Annotated in this window: 13 protein-coding genes and 1 pseudogene; 6 read left to right on the top strand and 8 right to left on the bottom strand. The window is 69.9% G+C overall.

Annotated elements, in window-relative coordinates; all coding sequences use genetic code 11:
- Window positions 1-34: 34 nt before the first annotated feature.
- The 4 genes and pseudogenes from H4W80_RS63540 to H4W80_RS11390 all read right to left on the bottom strand — a co-directional run bounded on the left by H4W80_RS63540 (window position 35) and on the right by H4W80_RS11390 (window position 2,312).
- Window positions 35-967, bottom strand: coding sequence for a M56 family metallopeptidase (locus tag H4W80_RS63540; RefSeq protein WP_192785067.1), 933 nt, complete (start codon window positions 965-967; stop codon window positions 35-37).
- Window positions 964-1,320: a BlaI/MecI/CopY family transcriptional regulator gene (locus H4W80_RS11395; protein ID WP_192785066.1), complete on the bottom strand. Its 357-nt coding sequence runs from the start codon at window positions 1,318-1,320 to the stop codon at window positions 964-966. The genes H4W80_RS63540 and H4W80_RS11395 overlap by 4 nt, the downstream gene beginning before the upstream one ends.
- Window positions 1,321-1,511: 191 nt before the next feature.
- A pseudogene (locus H4W80_RS64475) lies at window positions 1,512-1,574 on the bottom strand (hypothetical protein); the annotation flags it as partial.
- 129 nt (window positions 1,575-1,703) lie between these two features.
- Window positions 1,704-2,312: a TetR/AcrR family transcriptional regulator gene (locus tag H4W80_RS11390; RefSeq protein WP_192785065.1), complete on the bottom strand. Its 609-nt coding sequence runs from the start codon at window positions 2,310-2,312 to the stop codon at window positions 1,704-1,706.
- Between the two features lie 89 nt (window positions 2,313-2,401).
- Between H4W80_RS11390 and H4W80_RS11385 the strand changes: the two genes are divergently transcribed.
- Window positions 2,402-2,893 carry an HXXEE domain-containing protein gene (locus H4W80_RS11385; protein ID WP_192785064.1) on the top strand — a complete coding sequence of 164 codons (492 nt, stop codon included), beginning with the start codon at window positions 2,402-2,404 and terminating at the stop codon, window positions 2,891-2,893.
- Between the two features lie 130 nt (window positions 2,894-3,023).
- Window positions 3,024-3,377 carry a hypothetical protein gene (locus H4W80_RS11380; protein ID WP_192785063.1) on the top strand — a complete coding sequence of 118 codons (354 nt, stop codon included), beginning with the start codon at window positions 3,024-3,026 and terminating at the stop codon, window positions 3,375-3,377.
- 552 nt (window positions 3,378-3,929) lie between these two features.
- Here the strand turns inward: H4W80_RS11380 and H4W80_RS11375 are convergent.
- Window positions 3,930-4,502: a LysR substrate-binding domain-containing protein gene (locus tag H4W80_RS11375; protein WP_264085979.1), complete on the bottom strand. Its 573-nt coding sequence runs from the start codon at window positions 4,500-4,502 to the stop codon at window positions 3,930-3,932.
- Between H4W80_RS11375 and H4W80_RS63535 the strand changes: the two genes are divergently transcribed.
- Entirely contained in the window at window positions 4,464-4,649 is a 186-nt protein-coding gene (locus tag H4W80_RS63535; RefSeq protein ID WP_318786810.1) for an SDR family oxidoreductase, read from the top strand. The genes H4W80_RS11375 and H4W80_RS63535 overlap by 39 nt on opposite strands.
- Here H4W80_RS63535 and H4W80_RS11370 read toward each other — a convergent pair.
- A complete protein-coding gene (locus tag H4W80_RS11370; protein ID WP_192785062.1) occupies window positions 4,646-7,411 on the bottom strand; it encodes an ATP-binding protein in 2,766 nt (921 codons plus the stop codon). The two genes, H4W80_RS63535 and H4W80_RS11370, sit on opposite strands and share 4 nt — an antisense overlap.
- Window positions 7,412-7,479: 68 nt before the next feature.
- Between H4W80_RS11370 and H4W80_RS11365 the strand changes: the two genes are divergently transcribed.
- Window positions 7,480-8,703 (top strand): GNAT family N-acetyltransferase, encoded by a 1,224-nt coding sequence (locus tag H4W80_RS11365; protein ID WP_192785061.1) that lies wholly within the window; start codon window positions 7,480-7,482, stop codon window positions 8,701-8,703.
- 16 nt (window positions 8,704-8,719) lie between these two features.
- Here the strand turns inward: H4W80_RS11365 and H4W80_RS11360 are convergent, their stop codons facing one another.
- Complete coding sequence (locus H4W80_RS11360; protein WP_192785060.1) at window positions 8,720-9,541, bottom strand: FRG domain-containing protein; 822 nt, start codon at window positions 9,539-9,541, stop codon at window positions 8,720-8,722.
- A 106-nt stretch (window positions 9,542-9,647) separates the two neighbouring features.
- The gene (locus tag H4W80_RS11355) at window positions 9,648-11,117 is read right to left on the bottom strand and encodes an aminotransferase class I/II-fold pyridoxal phosphate-dependent enzyme (protein ID WP_192785059.1); all 1,470 of its coding nucleotides are present in this window, start codon (window positions 11,115-11,117) and stop codon (window positions 9,648-9,650) included.
- A 126-nt stretch (window positions 11,118-11,243) separates the two neighbouring features.
- Here H4W80_RS11355 and H4W80_RS11350 point away from each other — a divergent pair, with 126 nt between their 5' ends.
- Window positions 11,244-12,137 carry a DUF72 domain-containing protein gene (locus H4W80_RS11350; RefSeq protein WP_192785058.1) on the top strand — a complete coding sequence of 298 codons (894 nt, stop codon included), beginning with the start codon at window positions 11,244-11,246 and terminating at the stop codon, window positions 12,135-12,137.
- A 213-nt stretch (window positions 12,138-12,350) separates the two neighbouring features.
- Window positions 12,351-14,048 (top strand): aa3-type cytochrome oxidase subunit I, encoded by a 1,698-nt coding sequence (ctaD, locus tag H4W80_RS11345; protein WP_192785057.1) that lies wholly within the window; start codon window positions 12,351-12,353, stop codon window positions 14,046-14,048.
- The last annotated feature ends 68 nt before the right edge of the window (window positions 14,049-14,116 follow it).

Below are 14,116 nucleotides of genomic sequence, written 5' to 3'. Positions count from 1 at the left end.
CATGGGGCGAGGCGGTGCTCAGGGGACGATTCCTTCACAAGGTGATGCAGACCAGCGGGGCGATCAGCACAGCCATCGGGCCGCTGAGCAGCAGGCCGGCCGTCGAGTAGACCGCCAAGGGCACCCAGCGGGACCGGCGGCGTTCGCCGAGCAGCCGCCGCAGACGTTCGACCACACCCGCATCGGCCAGGGCGAACGAGCCGAGGCCCGGGCTGGGCTCGCAGGCCGTCATCCTGACCAGGGCGCGCGCCAGCGGCAGCTCCCCTTGCGCCCGGCTGGCGTGATCATCGGCGAGCATCTCCAGCAGCAAGGCGACCGCCTGCCGCGCCGTCCGCGGGGAGGCGGCCCACGGGAACGCGTGCTCCAACGCCACGAAGGCGAGCAGGGCCAGGTCGTGGTGGCCCCGGGCATGCGCGCGCTCGTGTTCGAGAACGGCCTGCAACTCCTGGGCGGACAGCACGTCCATGGTGCCCCGGCTCAGCACGATCCGCCGCCGCCGGCCCGGTACGCAATAGGCGACGCGTTCCCCTACCGGCAGCACATAGACGTCGTGCGCAGGGGAGTGATCGGCGACCATGTCGACCAGCAGGCGCTGGCGGCGCCGCTCCTTGATCGTCTTGGCAGTGACGCGGATCGTGTGAATGAGGAGCCAGCTCAGCAGGCTCCCCGACCACGCCAGCGCCAGCAACTGCGCCGGCCCGAGCCCGTCCAGCCCGCGACCGTCGGCGATCTGACGCGCCAGCGTGTGCACTCCGTGCGGGAAGAGCGCGGGCAGCGGCGCGACCGCGGCCACCAGCCCGAGGCCCACCGCGCCGAGCCCGGCGCCCGCCCCGATTGCCTGCCACAATGCCAGCGCCGAGCGGGGATGGTGGTGCGCCCATGCCGCCCCGGCCAACCTCCGGGCGGCCCGGTCGCCCAGCGTGACCGGCAGCAGCGCGAACCCGGCCGCGACCAGCCAGGCGATCACTGGGCGGATCCGTCCCGCTCGCCCAGCGCCTCCCGCAGAGCGGCGGCGACCTCCGGGGGGACCGCACCGACGAAGCGCTGGACGGCCGCCGCGACGTCGCCCGCTTCGTCCAGGGCGGCGCGCATGGCCTCGGCGACGAAGGCGTCCTTGCCGGCGGTGGCCTTGTAGAGGTGTGCCCGGCCGACGCGCTCGCGGGAGACCAGGCCCTTGTTGCAGAGCCGCACCAGTACGGTCAGCACCGTGGTGATGGCGGGCTGAGACGGCAGGCGCGCCGCGAGAACATGGGCGAACACGCCCTCTGGTTGCTCCCACAGGGCTTCCATGATCGATCGTTCGAGGTTGCCGAGCTGCACTGCCGTCTCCCGCCGCTTTCTACTTGAAGTAGAAGGCTATCGCGGCCACTCCGCCGCGTCGGTCCGCCACGGTGGTCGAACCACCGGCAGCGACGACGAAGGCGTCCTTGCCGGCGGTGGCCTTGTAGAGGTGTGGCCCGGCCGACGCGCCCGGGGGAGACCATGCCCTTGTTGGAAAGCCGCATCAAGACGGTGAGCACCGTCGTGGTGGCCGGTCGGGACGGCAGCCCGGCTGCGAGCACGTGGGGGAACATGCCGTCCGGATGCTCCCACAGGGCTTCCGTGACCGATCGCTCCAAGCTGCCGAGCTGCACGGCGACCCTCCTGCCGTGTTCTACTCAAGGTAGAAGGCTACCGTCCCCATGTCGTCCGTCGACAGGCGATCAATACAGGTACCCCGTCACGATCATGACGATCTCCCGCTCGAGATCCGCCGCGTCGAAGTCCGGCACTCGGCCCACGAACCGGTGGATGAGCGACTCGATCGTGGCCACGACGAAGCGAGCCTGACACCCGGGATCTGCCGGCGTCAGATCGGGATCGGCGCGCAGCAGCCTCTCGACTGAGGCCACCGCCTCGTCCTCGGCCTGACGGAACCGGGCCAGCAGCTCCGGCGGTCTCGGCGCCTGCTCGAACAGCACCTGGTGCAACTGCGGGTCGGCGGCATGAATACGCACCAGCGCCCGGGTCAGCTCGGGAAGCCACTCTGCGAGAGGGCGCTGCTCGGTCAGCACATCGCGCACCGTTTCGACCATTTGCTCGAGATGTGCCTGTGCAAGCACTGCCAAGATCGCATCTTTGTTCGGGAAGTACTGGTACAGCGATCCGACGGAGAGTCCGGCCTCTTCCGCGATCCGGTCGGTCGTCCCGGAGGCGTAACCATGGCGGGCGAAAACGCGAGCCGCCGCCTCCTCGATGCGCTGGCGAGTCTGCCAGGCGCGCTGCTGCCGGGGCGTTTTCCTGGGGCGATACGGCGAGCGGGCAGGGGGCATCGAGCCGCCTCCAGATGCGAGTACAAAAACCGAGGAATTCCTCGTATTCTAGCCGCCACCCATCCCAGAAACCCCCTGGAGGTATTTCCATGACCTTGCCCGACGTCACCGAGCGAGACCAGCTCCAGCCGGTAGCTGGTGTTCTGCCCTTCCTGCTGCCGTTCGGCGTCTACGTTCTGCACACCGTGGAGGAGCTCCCCGGCTTCGCCGCCTGGGCCACGCGCCACTTCGGCCCGGAAACCACGAGTATGTTCGCCGCCTATCACATCCCTCTCATGCTGCTGGTGCTGGCGTGTTCCTGGCTTGCCATGCGTCAGGGGCGCCACGGTGGCTGGGTTGTGCTGGCCACCGCCTTCCAGTGGCAGTTCGCCGTCAACGCGCTCTTCCACATGAGCACCTGGGCCGTCCTGGGTGAGTACTCGCCCGGCGCGGTCACCGCCGCCGTGGTCTCCGTCCCGGCGACCGTCTGTTACCTGGCGTGGATCAGACGCGAGAAGCGGGCGAGTTCCCGAGAGATCGCGATTGCGCTGGTTCTGGGGACTGTCATCGCGGCCGCGGCGATCGGCTTCCTGTTCTTGTGAGTCCCGGGCCGTTGGCTGCAGCGTCGCGGTGTCTGGAGGGCGACATGTCGCTAAATGGGACCATCGCCCCCGCCGTACGCCGCAAGCCTGTTCCTGTGCACCACTGACTGGACAGCCAGTCTCGGTGGCCATGCTCCGCTTCCTGGAAACGGTGGTCGATCCCAGGCGCGCCGCCCTCATGTTGACCGGCGGATACCTGGCAGCCGGCGGCGCCCTGACTGTGCTTGGCCTGAAACAATTGCGGACCGCCGGCGTGCTGACCCGGCGTGAGGTCGCCCACATGAAGCAGGAGGTGACCGGTGCTGCCGAGGAGGTGCGCAAGTTTCCCCGCGTACGGTGGCAGAACGCCGGTGAGCTGACGCGCCCGGCGGAGTGGCGTGGTCTGGGCAAAGTCACTCCCGCGGACACGCAGGGCACACCGGAACGGGGCCAACGTCCAGACCGCCGGTACCGAGCCTGTCAGGGTTTCAGCGGGAGGCGCTGACGTCGGGCTGGTCACAGAGCGCATCACGCAGATGGGCTTTGAACGGTCATCTGTGTGCGCTTTCGTGCCGATACGAGCCGTCTCGTCAATGCGAGTAGCCCATTCCTGTGGGGGCATGTGCTGTCTCGGCCGGCTTGGAGTTCCCCGGGGTGACTCTCAGCTCCTCGCTACCCAGCTGCCCCCTGGTTAGACGCTTCCGCTGTCCGGCCGGTGGGTGGCGGGCCGCTGTTGCTGCTCATGAGGGCTTAAGGACAAGACTGTGGTGACCGACGCCGGGGCAGGGCTGGTGTACCGCATCTGAGACCTTCTCACCGGCCGGGGACGTTCGTGACAGGCTCACGAGCAGGTGATCATCGCCGACGCCCTGCTTTGACGGGCATCTCGTAAAACGCGTCTCGTGAGAGTCTGCATGGGCCAAGCCCTCGTTCGTGGCGGAGGTTTCGCAGGTCGAGGCCAGGCCTGAACCGGTCGGAGCCAAGGACCCAAACACGATATTCCCAGGCTTCCGCACGGAGTCGCTCAGCGTCCTCCTGTGGAGACATCGATCGGATCTTACGAGGGTGCCGGCCCCCTGCTGGCGGCGATCTCGGCGAAGGCGCGGATGCGTGCGTTCTCGTGCGCGGTGCACCAGATCGGCCCTAGAGGCAGGGGTGGCATGTCCCGGATGGGGATGGTCACGATGTCCGCTCGGCGGAACACGGGCATGTGCTCGACGGTGGGGTGGATGACGCGCCCGCGCGCCACCAGGGAAGCCGTCTCGTGAATGGTGCCGACGCGGTGCGTGCGGTGGACGGGCCTGCCCGACGGCGTGTACGGGGGCGTGATGGCGTCGTGCAGCGCCGCCGGATAATGCGGCATCATCGCGACCTCCTCGTCGCCGAGGTCCTCGACGGACACCGATCGCCGGATCGCCAGCGGATGGGGGGCGGCCGCAGCCAGCACGCGGGACCGCGAGTCGATCACCGGGCCGGCGGTCAGGTCGGGCTCGTCCAGAATGAGCCAGCTGATCAGGACGTCGATCTCGCCCCGGCGCAGCGGTTCGTAAAGATCGGTGGCGTTGATCTCGCACAGGACGATCCGGCAGTCATGGTGGCGTGCCTCGAAGGCCTCGACGACCTGCGTCAAGGCCTGGCCTTCGGCGGCCGCGGCGAACCCGATCCGCAGCAGTCCGGCACGCCCGCGGACGTCGCCGACGTGATCGCGTTCCTGGCCGGCGACACCGCCCGCTGGATAACGGGACAGAACCTCAACGCCACGGGCGGAGTGATCTAGCGTGCGAGCATCGCCGCTCCCGCCAGTCCCTCATGGAAGGCGATGACTGCCGCCTCGGTGCGGGTGGCCGCGCCCAGTTTCGTCAGGATGTGGGAGACGTGCACGCCGGCAGTACTCGGCGAGATGTGCAGCCGGGCGGCGATCTGCCGGTTGCTCAGGCCCTCGGCGATCAAGCGGAGCACGTCACGTTCGCGTTCGGTGAGTCCGTCCTGGGCCGGTCGGGGCCGCCCGAGCAGGGCGATCTCCCGGGCGAGCGGCGCGGCGCCCAGGTCTTCGGCCAGCCGGGCGGCTTCCCTGAGGCGGGCCGTTCCGCCGGGCCGGTCGCCCGCCTCCAGTGCGGCTCGCGCGCCGTGGAACAGGCTCAGCGCCAGCTCGTACGGCTGCCCCAGTTCCCGCCAGGCAGCCACCGCGAGGTCCCAGCCGTCGTCCTCGATCAGCGCGTGCAGCATGATCTGCCAGGCCCGGTCGAGCGGCCCGTCCACGCCGAGCGCCGCATCAGCCGCGGCGAGTTCGGCCTGCCGGGCCGCGACCCGCCGCCGCAGATCCTCGCCGGTGCCGTGGGCGAGCCGTACGCGCTGCGCCAGCGCGCCGGCGACCAGGACCGGCCGGGCGTCGCTGCTGTAGATCCGGGTGAGCGCCGGATCGGCCAGCGCCCGGTTCAGGAGCAGATCGGCCCGCTCAGGGTCGCCCTGGGCGACGGCGAGCAGGCAGAGCAGTTGATGGCGGTGGAACAGGCTTCCGCTGTCGGCGTGCTCCAGGCCGGCCGCGGCGCCGGCCGCCGCGGCCAGGTCCCCGCGCAGCAGCGACAGGTAGCCGGCCAGGGCGCGCAGGGCCTGCCGCGACAGCGGCGGTGGATCCTCCCGCAGGCTCTCGGCCAGTACGGCGGCCGCCTCGTCCCACCGCCCTGCCAGGATCAGGCCGCGCCCGGCGTAGCGAGCGAGCTCGGCGCCGCGGCTGCGGCCCAGCCCGTACCGGCGGGCGTGGCGGATGCCGTCGCGGGCCGCCTCGATGGCGCGCTGCTGGTCGCCGGCCTTGGTGTGCAGCGTGGCCTCGTACATCGGGACGGTCATGAGCAGGTCGTGGCTGTCGAGCCGTTCGGCGAGCGTACGGGCCTCCTCCAGCATCCCGAGGTCGCGCGTCATGGACCCGACGCCCAGCAGTCCGCGGACGGTGACCGTGGCGTCGCCGGTGCGCCGGCCGATGCCGAGCGCCTCCTCGAACGGCTCGCGTGCCTTGTCCACCTCCGGCAGGAGACCCATGGCCAGCACCCCGAGCAGCCGCCCCCGCTGAAGGCCGTGGGGGTCGGCGGGGAGCAGGCCAAGGGCCCGATGCCAGTCGTGAACGCCGGTCGCGTTCAGCCGGTGCCGCAGCCTGCCCAGATGCTCCAGCAACAGGGCGGCCCGCTCGGGCTCGCGCCGCTCGTCCACGGCGGCCAGCCCGGCGGTGGCGTAGTCGACGCCGCGGGCGTAGTCGCCGCTGAGCATGCACGCCTCGGCCGCGCCGGTCAGGACGTCGATCCTGTCGGCGCCCAGCCGGGCCTGCGGGTCCCAGAGTTCGAGGACCTGGTCGAGCATGCGGACCTGCTCCTCGTACGCGTAGGACCCGTGTGCCTGGCCCGCGGCCAGGTAAGCGGCGGACAAGGCCAGCCCGCGATCCCCTGCGGCGTAGGCGTGCGCGGCCAGCTCCGCGTGGGCGCCGCGATCGCTCAGGGCCGCGGCGTAGCGCGCGTGCAGGCGCGCCCGCTCGCCGGGCAGCAGATCCTCGTACACCGCCTGCCGGATCAGGGCGTGGCGAAAGTCGTAGCCGTCGCCTGCCGTGACGAGCAGGCCGCGATCGACGAGTTCGCGCAGCAGGGCGTCCAGTTCGGCTCCGTCCTGCCCGGCCACCTGCGCCAGCAGCGGGTGGCCGATCCGGCCGCCCGCCACTGAAGCGATGCGCAACAGCTCGCGAGCCGGGCCCGGCAGCGATCGCGGGCCGTACAGCAGCAGGTCGCGCAGGCTGTCCGGGGTCCGCTCACCGGCGCGGGCGAGCGCCTCGACGAACAGCGGATTGCCGTCGCTGCGTTCGTGGACGCGGCGTACGGTGGCCGCGTCCGGCTCGGCGCCGAGGATCGCGGCCAGCTGGCGGCCCACGCCCTGCCGATCCAGGCGCTCCAGCCGCAGCGTGGTGGTGCGCGGGCGGCGGGAGAGCTCGGACAGCAGCGGCCCGAGCTGCCCGTCACCGTTCTCGGGTGACCGGTAGGTGATCACCAGGAGCACGCCGGCCTGAACCAGGTTCCTGGCCAGGAAGCCGAGCAGCTCGCGGGTGGCGGGATCCGCCCAGTGCAGGTCCTCGATCGAGACGACGACCGGCCGATCCGCGGCCACCCGCTCGACCAGCGTCAAGACCTCCTCGTACAGCCGGTGTCTGCCGCCTTCCGCGTCATCCGCCGCGCCGAGCTCCGGAAACCAGCGGGCGATCTGGCGGTAGGGCCCCGGCAGCACCCCTTCGACCCGGATCAGCCTGCGCAGCACCGTCACGAACGGCGCGTACGGCAGGCCGTCACTGCCCAGTTCGGCACAGGCGCCCTCGACCACCCGCACCTCCGGACCCAGCGACCGCGCGAACTCGGCGAGCAGCCGCGACTTGCCGATCCCGGCCTCCCCGGCCACCAGCGCCACCGCCGGCCCCTGCTCCACAGCCAGGTCCAGGGCCGCCGCCAGCGCCGACAACTCCTCGCCCCGGCCGACGAACACCGGACTGACCACGCGCTCCGCCACCACGTGCGACAGCATATAAATACACAGATCACCCGATGTGTCAGGCGTGTTTACCCGGCCACGCTCGAAGCATGACAGCCACCTACCCGCTGCGGACCATCGGCGCCCGTGAGCTCGACGCGTGGGCTCGCATGGTCACCACGACCTACGGCCAGGACTGGCACGAGGGCGCCCTCAGGAACGCCGCCTCCTCCATCGAACCCGAACGCACGATCGCCGCCTACGACGGTGAGGAGATCGTCGGCGGCGCGTCGATCTACGGCCGCATCATGACGGTCCCCGGCGCGGCCACACCCGTCGCCGGCATCACGCTGGTCGCGGTCCTGCCCACGCACCGGCGCCGCGGCATCCTCACCGCGATGATGCGCAAGCAGCTCACCGACCTGTACGAATCGGATGGCGAGCCGATCGCCGCGCTCAACGCCGCCGAGGCCGCCATCTACGGCCGCTTCGGGTACGGGATCGCCAGTCACGTGGCCGAGATCCGGGCGGACAAGAGGTTCATGGCCCTGCGGCCCGGCATCGACTTCGGCGACGGAACGATCCGCCTGCTCGACCGGCAGAAAGCGCGGCCGCTGCTGGAGCAGGTCTACGACACCGCCCGCCGTGGCGCGGTCGGCTGGGTCGACCGTACGGAGAAGTTCTGGCAGGCCCGGCTGGCCGACGGCGAGCGCGTGCGCGACGGCGGGACGGCACTGCGCTTCGCCGTCCACCTGGAGCCCGGAGGCGAGGCCGGCGGCTACGCCTTCTACCGCTCCAAGCCGGGGTCGGTGCACGTCATCGAGGTCGCGGCCACCACCGGGCAGTCGTACGCCGCCCTGTGGCGCTTCCTCATCGACCTCGACGCCCACGCCGGCCTCACCTACGACGGCGCCATGGACGAGCCGCTGAAGCACCTGCTGACCGACCCGCGGGCGGCCCGCGCAACCGTGATCGACAACCTCTGGGTCCGCCTGGTGGACGTCGGCCGGGCGCTGGCGGCACGCCGCTACTCGACCCCGCTGGACCTGGTTCTGGAGGTCCAGGACACGTTCTGCCCGTGGAACGCGGGGCGCCACCACCTGCGAGCCGACGGCGAGTCCGTCACCTGCGAACGCACCCGGGCCCGCGCCGACCTGCGGCTGACCGCCGCCGAGCTGGGCGCGGCCTACCTGGGCGGCACCACCCTGTCGTCCCTGGCCGCCGCCGGCCGGGTCGAGGGACTGCGCGGCGGCGCGGTCACCGCCGCCTCCCTCGCCTTCCGCGGCGAACGCGAGCCGTTCCATCCCTCGGGCTGGGCCTTCCCCGCCTTCTGATCCGGAGAGGAACAGCTCACTCGGCCATGGTGGCGCCGCCGTCGCCTTCGCCGTACCGGATCGCACCGGGGGAGTAGTAGCGTCGCAGCCAGTCCGCGAGCCCGTCGAGGCCGGGCAGGAGCACCCGCTCGGTGATGTTCGCCTGATCCAGGCGCTGCCTGATCTCCGCCTTCACCTCGGCCGGGATCGTCCATCCGCGCCACAGGCCCGGATGCTCGTCGAGCCACTGCTCCAGCTGGTACGTCGGGTCGGAGAAGGCCGACAGCACCGACGACTGATTGACGACGCGCTCGTCCAGGGACGGCGGCTCGAAGAACGTCAGGAACGGCTCCTCGCCGCCCAGCCGGTCGAGGCACCCGAGGTCCGGGGCGCAGGTGGCGAGCATCTCGGTGGTGAACAGGAGTGCTCCCTCCTCTTCGAGGACCCGGCGCGCCGGCTGCGGCAGCAGGCGGTGCGCGCCCGCGCAGTCCACCGCGAGCAGCACGGCGTCCTGCTCGGGCCACGACGCGGTCGCGAAGTGCAGGGCCACCAAGGGGGAGAAGGTCCAGTCCAGCAGCCGGGTGGGCAGGCCGTGGTGCTGGCCCAGCGCCAGCCAGTCCCAGATCGTCGGCCCCGGCTCCTGCCGATGCGCGTATTTACGGAAATTACGGATCAGATGTGATTCGAGCGCGGCGTAGTCGCCTTTCAGCCGGGCCAGGCCGGACACGTGCGAGTACGTGCTGCGCGCCAGGCCGCGGAAGACCAGCGTGGAATGCGCGTGCGCCGGCCCGTCGCCGCGGCCGGCCTCGCTGATCGCGTCATCCAGCTCCCTCCAGGACGACACCGTGACCACATCCATCCGAACCCGATGCCCATCGATCACGTCCTCCACACCTCGCCACGCCCGCCTCGAACACCGCCGCCCACCTGCGTGCATGTCGAGGTGCAACCCCCGTGGGCCCGCGTCAACGGTCTGCGGCCACCACTCGGACGGTGTTCAGGGAGACGTCGGCCGCGTCCGGGACGACCATGCCGCCCTCGACGCCGCTGCGCAGGTATCGCAGGACCTCCTCGGTCAGGCGCTCTCCCGGCAGCACGGCCGGAATGCCGGGCGGGTACGGCGTGAGCAGCTCCGCGGCGACGCGACCGGCGGCCTCCTGCCACGGAACGTGGTCGATCCGGGCGAAGAACGCGTCACGGGGCGCCATGGCCTGCTCCAGCCGCAGCTCGGACGGCGAGGGGATCCGCACGCGCGGCGGGGGCGGCAGCTCGGTCGCGTGCTCGCGGAGATCCCGCAACGCGTCGAGCAGGGCCCCGGTCGTCCGGCTGTCGTCGGCGTGGGTGAGCTGCACGCCGATGCGGCGGTGGTCGGAGAGGCCGACGTTGATCCGGTGGTGTTCGCGCAGCCAGTCGGCGACCTGGTAGCCGCCCGTCCCCAAGGCGCTCACGTCCACGACCAGTTGCAGCGGGTCGGCGTCGAAGGCGCGCCCGGGGCCGCAGAAGTCGTCGCGGCCATGCAGGCGCAGCCCTTCGACGGCCTCGATACGCGAGCGCGCTTTCCCGGCCAGCTCCAGCGCGCTGTCGTACATGGTGCGGCCGTGTTCGACCATCTGGCGGCGCCAGCCGTCCAGCGCGGCGTAGATCAGCACCGACGGGCTCGTGGTGCTGAACAGGTCGGCGCGTTCCTTGAGCAGCTCCGGCGCGACCAGATCGCCCTGAAGGTGGAAGACCGAGCTCTGCTCCAGGCCCGAGCCCATCTTGTGAATGCTGGTGACGCACACGTCGGCGCCGGCGTCCATGGCCCAGGTCGGCAGATCGGGATGGAAGGGCAGGTGAGCGCCCCAGGCCTCGTCCACGATCAGCGGTTTCCCGCGCTCGTGGCAGAGGCGTGCCAGCGCGCCGAGGTCGGTGCAGGTGCCGTACGGGGTGGGCGTCACCACCAGTGCGCCGCGCGCGTCGGGATGCTCCTCGAAGGCGTCGGCGAACGCCTGCGGCGAGGGCGGATGAGCCAGATGCAGGTCCTCGTCCCACTGCGGCTCGACCCATACCGGGCAGATCCCGGACAGGATCAGGCCGGCCACCACGGACTTGTGGGCGTCCCTGCCGATCAGCAGCTTTTCGCGCGGCCCCGCCACCGACAACATCGCCGCCTTGACGGACAGGGAACTGCCGCAGGTGGAGAAGAACGTCTGCCCGGCGCCCACCGCGTCGGCCATCAGCTGCTGGGCCCGCTCCAGGATCCCTCCGGAGGCTTCGCGATCATCGAGCCCGCCGACCGCCAGGACGTCCGAGCGGAAGACCGCCTCGCCGAGCACCGCGCTGACCCGCGGATCGACACCCCGGCCCTGCTTGTGGCCGGGCGGAGTGAAAGGCAACTGCCCGCTGTCGTGGTACGCCTGCAACGCTCGCAGGATCGGCGCCTGTGAATGATCCATGGGGCCGCACTTGCCCAGCCGATACCCACGGAAACAAGCCGTCGTCTCCACCATGCGGCTGGGAACACGGATTCGACGCGATCGAACCGCGCGTCTCGACGGGGGCGGTTCGGGTACGGGTCGGGCATGGGCCGCATCCTGGTGGGGACCGCATCGTGGACCGACAAGACGCTGCTGGAGTCGGGGTGGTACCCCGACGACGTCACCTCCGCGCAGGAGAGGCTGGCCTACTATGCGAGCCGGTTCCCCGTGGTGGAGGTGGATTCGTCATACTACGCACCACCCCCGGAGAGCACGGTCTCCCTCTGGCGCGATCGCACTCCGGCGGGGTTCACCTTCGACATCAAGGCGTTCTCGCTGCTGACCCAGCATCCGGCCAAGCCGGCGGCTCTGCCCAAAGACCTGCGGGACCGCCTCGGCGACACCAAGAAGAACCTCTACCTCCGCGACCTGGACCCGCAGGCCGTCGAGCAGGTGTGGGACCGGTTCGTGACGGCTCTCGCGCCGCTGCATGACTCGGGCAGGCTGGGCGCGATCCTCTTCCAGTTTCCGCGGTGGTTCCCGATCGGCAAGCGCAACAAGCAGTACATCCTGGAGTGCAAAGCACGCTGCGATCCGTTGCGAATTTCCGTCGAATTCCGGAACCACACCTGGATGACCAAGGAGAACCAGGCCGAGACGCTGGATTTCCTCACCTCCTACGGGCTTGCGTACGTCAGCGTGGACATGCCTCAGGGGTATCCCGATTCCATCCCGCCCGTGCTCGCCGCCACCGCGGACCTGGCCGTCGTGCGTTTCCACGGCCATTCGGCGAAATGGACCAGCCACGACGTCCACGAGCGGTTCGGCTATCTCTACAGCGAGGAGGAGCTGGGTGAATGGGCGCCCCGGCTACGGCGGCTGGCCGAGGACGCCGACACGACGCACATTCTCATGAACAACTGCTACCGCGACAACGCCCAGGTCAACGCCAGGCAACTGGCTCGCCTGATCCCGCGCGACGACGCCGAGACCGAATAGCCGAGGCCGCGAGATCGAATTTCCGGCGGCCCCGCGAGGGAAACCTGCGCGACCGAACCGCTCCCCGAAGTCCCGCACAGGGGTCGGCATGGAGCCAAAGGACAAGGGTAGGTCGGGGTACAACAGTGGCTGCCGGGCACTGCTGTGACAGGCCTTCTCCCCGCCGGCATGCGCATCACATCGGTCGGATCGGTGGGGGGGCAGTTCGTGGCCATGGATAGACCACGCCTGGAAGAGCCGTTGACGTCTCTGGCTCCGGTCCGTGCGCGCCGCCCTGGTGAGGTGATAGCCGACTGGCTGTCGTCCACCGATCACAAGGTGATCGGTTACATGTATCTGATCGCCTCGTTCCTCTTCTTCGCGCTGGCCGGGATCATGGCGCTGGTCATTCGCGCCGAGTTGATCCAGCCCGGCATGGACCTGGTGAGTCAGCAAACGTACAACCAACTGTTCACCATGCACGGCACGATCATGATGCTGCTGTTCGCCACCCCACTGTTCGCCGGATTCGCGAACGTCATCATGCCCTTGCAGATCGGCGCACCCGACGTCGCCTTTCCCCGGCTGAACGCGGTCAGCTTCTGGCTGTTCCTGTTCGGTGGGATCATCACGGTCAGTGGCTTCTTCTCCGACGGTGGCGCGGCCGACTTCGGCTGGTTCGCCTACACGCCACTGTCGTACTCCACCTTCAGCCCGAGCCTCGGCGGCGACCTGTGGCTCATGGGGCTGGCGCTGTCCGGACTGGGCACCATCCTCGGCTCGGTCAACTTCTTCACCACCATCATCTGCATGCGCGCGCCCGGCCTGACGATGTTCCGGGTGCCGATCTTCACCTGGAACGTGCTGCTGACCAGCATGATGGTGCTGATGGCCTTCCCCGTGCTGGCCGCGGCGCTGCTCGTGCTGGAGTCGGACCGCAAGCTGGGCACGCAGGTCTTCCACAGCGAGAACGGCGGCGCGCTGCTCTGGCAGCACCTGTTCTGGTTCTTCGGCCACCCCGAGGTCTACATCATCGCCCTGCCGTTCTTCGGCATCATCACCGAGATCATCCCCGTCTTCAGCCGTAAACCCGTTTTCGGCTACGTCGGGCTCGTCGGCGCCACCATCGCCATCGCCGGGCTGTCGATGACCGTCTGGGCGCACCACATGTTCCCCACCGGGCAGGTCCTGCTGCCGTTCTTCTCGTTCATGACGTTCCTCATCGCGGTGCCGACCGGGGTGAAATTCTTCAATTGGGTCGGCACCATGTGGCGGGGGTACCTGACCTTCGAGTCGCCCATGATGTTCTCCATCGGGTTCCTCATCACGTTCCTGCTCGGAGGCCTGACGGGGATGATCCTCGGATCACCCCCACTGGATTTCCACGTCACTGACAGCTATTTCGTGGTCGCCCATTTCCATTACGTCGTGTTCGGCACCGTGGTGTTCGCCATGTTCGCCGGGTTCTACTTCTGGTGGCCGAAGATGACCGGCAAGATGCTCAATGACCGGCTCGGCAAGTGGCACTTCTGGACCCTGTTCATCGGCTTCCACACCACGTTCCTGGTGCAGCACTGGCTGGGCATGGCAGGCATGCCCAGGCGGTACGCCGACTACAGCGCCGCCGACGGCTTCACCGGCCTGCACCAGATCTCCTCGGCGGGGGCGATGCTGCTCGGCGTCTCCACGCTGCCCTTCCTGTTCAACGTCTGGCACACCGCGCGCCACGCCCCACGGGTCGCCCTCGACGACCCGTGGGGGTACGGCAACTCGCTGGAGTGGGCGACCTCGTGTCCGCCGCCTCGGCACAACTTCACGTACCTGCCGCCCATCCGCTCCGAGCGGCCGGCCTTCGACCTGCACTACCCGCATTCGTCACCCGGGGACCCGCAAGATCGTGACGACGACGGCGAGAGCGGCAGGACGCCATGACCATCCGGTCAACGTCTCCATGTTGTCGCACCGTGTCCGCCCGCAGGGGCGCCACGGCGCTGTCGCGG

Source organism: Nonomuraea angiospora (genome assembly GCF_014873145.1).
In the GTDB taxonomy this organism is placed as follows: Bacteria; Actinomycetota; Actinomycetes; order Streptosporangiales; family Streptosporangiaceae; genus Nonomuraea; species Nonomuraea angiospora.
The sequence above is the reverse complement of the archived record's forward strand: the minus strand, read 5'-3'. Positions and strand labels throughout refer to the sequence as shown.

Excerpts from the sequence above, each read along its gene's own strand:
- H4W80_RS11385 (WP_192785064.1), top strand. The coding sequence starts at position 2,402 with ATGACCTTGCCCGACGTCACCGAGCGAGACCAGCTCCAGCCGGTAGCT.
- H4W80_RS11365 (WP_192785061.1), top strand. The coding sequence starts at position 7,480 with ATGACAGCCACCTACCCGCTGCGGACCATCGGCGCCCGTGAGCTCGAC.
- H4W80_RS11355 (WP_192785059.1), bottom strand. The coding sequence starts at position 11,117 with ATGGATCATTCACAGGCGCCGATCCTGCGAGCGTTGCAGGCGTACCAC.
- H4W80_RS11380 (WP_192785063.1), top strand. The coding sequence starts at position 3,024 with ATGCTCCGCTTCCTGGAAACGGTGGTCGATCCCAGGCGCGCCGCCCTC.
- ctaD (WP_192785057.1), top strand. The coding sequence starts at position 12,351 with ATGGATAGACCACGCCTGGAAGAGCCGTTGACGTCTCTGGCTCCGGTC.
- H4W80_RS11350 (WP_192785058.1), top strand. The coding sequence starts at position 11,244 with ATGGGCCGCATCCTGGTGGGGACCGCATCGTGGACCGACAAGACGCTG.
- H4W80_RS11390 (WP_192785065.1), bottom strand. The coding sequence starts at position 2,312 with ATGCCCCCTGCCCGCTCGCCGTATCGCCCCAGGAAAACGCCCCGGCAG.
- H4W80_RS11360 (WP_192785060.1), bottom strand. The coding sequence starts at position 9,541 with ATGGATGTGGTCACGGTGTCGTCCTGGAGGGAGCTGGATGACGCGATC.
- H4W80_RS63535 (WP_318786810.1), top strand. The coding sequence starts at position 4,464 with ATGGTGGCGTGCCTCGAAGGCCTCGACGACCTGCGTCAAGGCCTGGCC.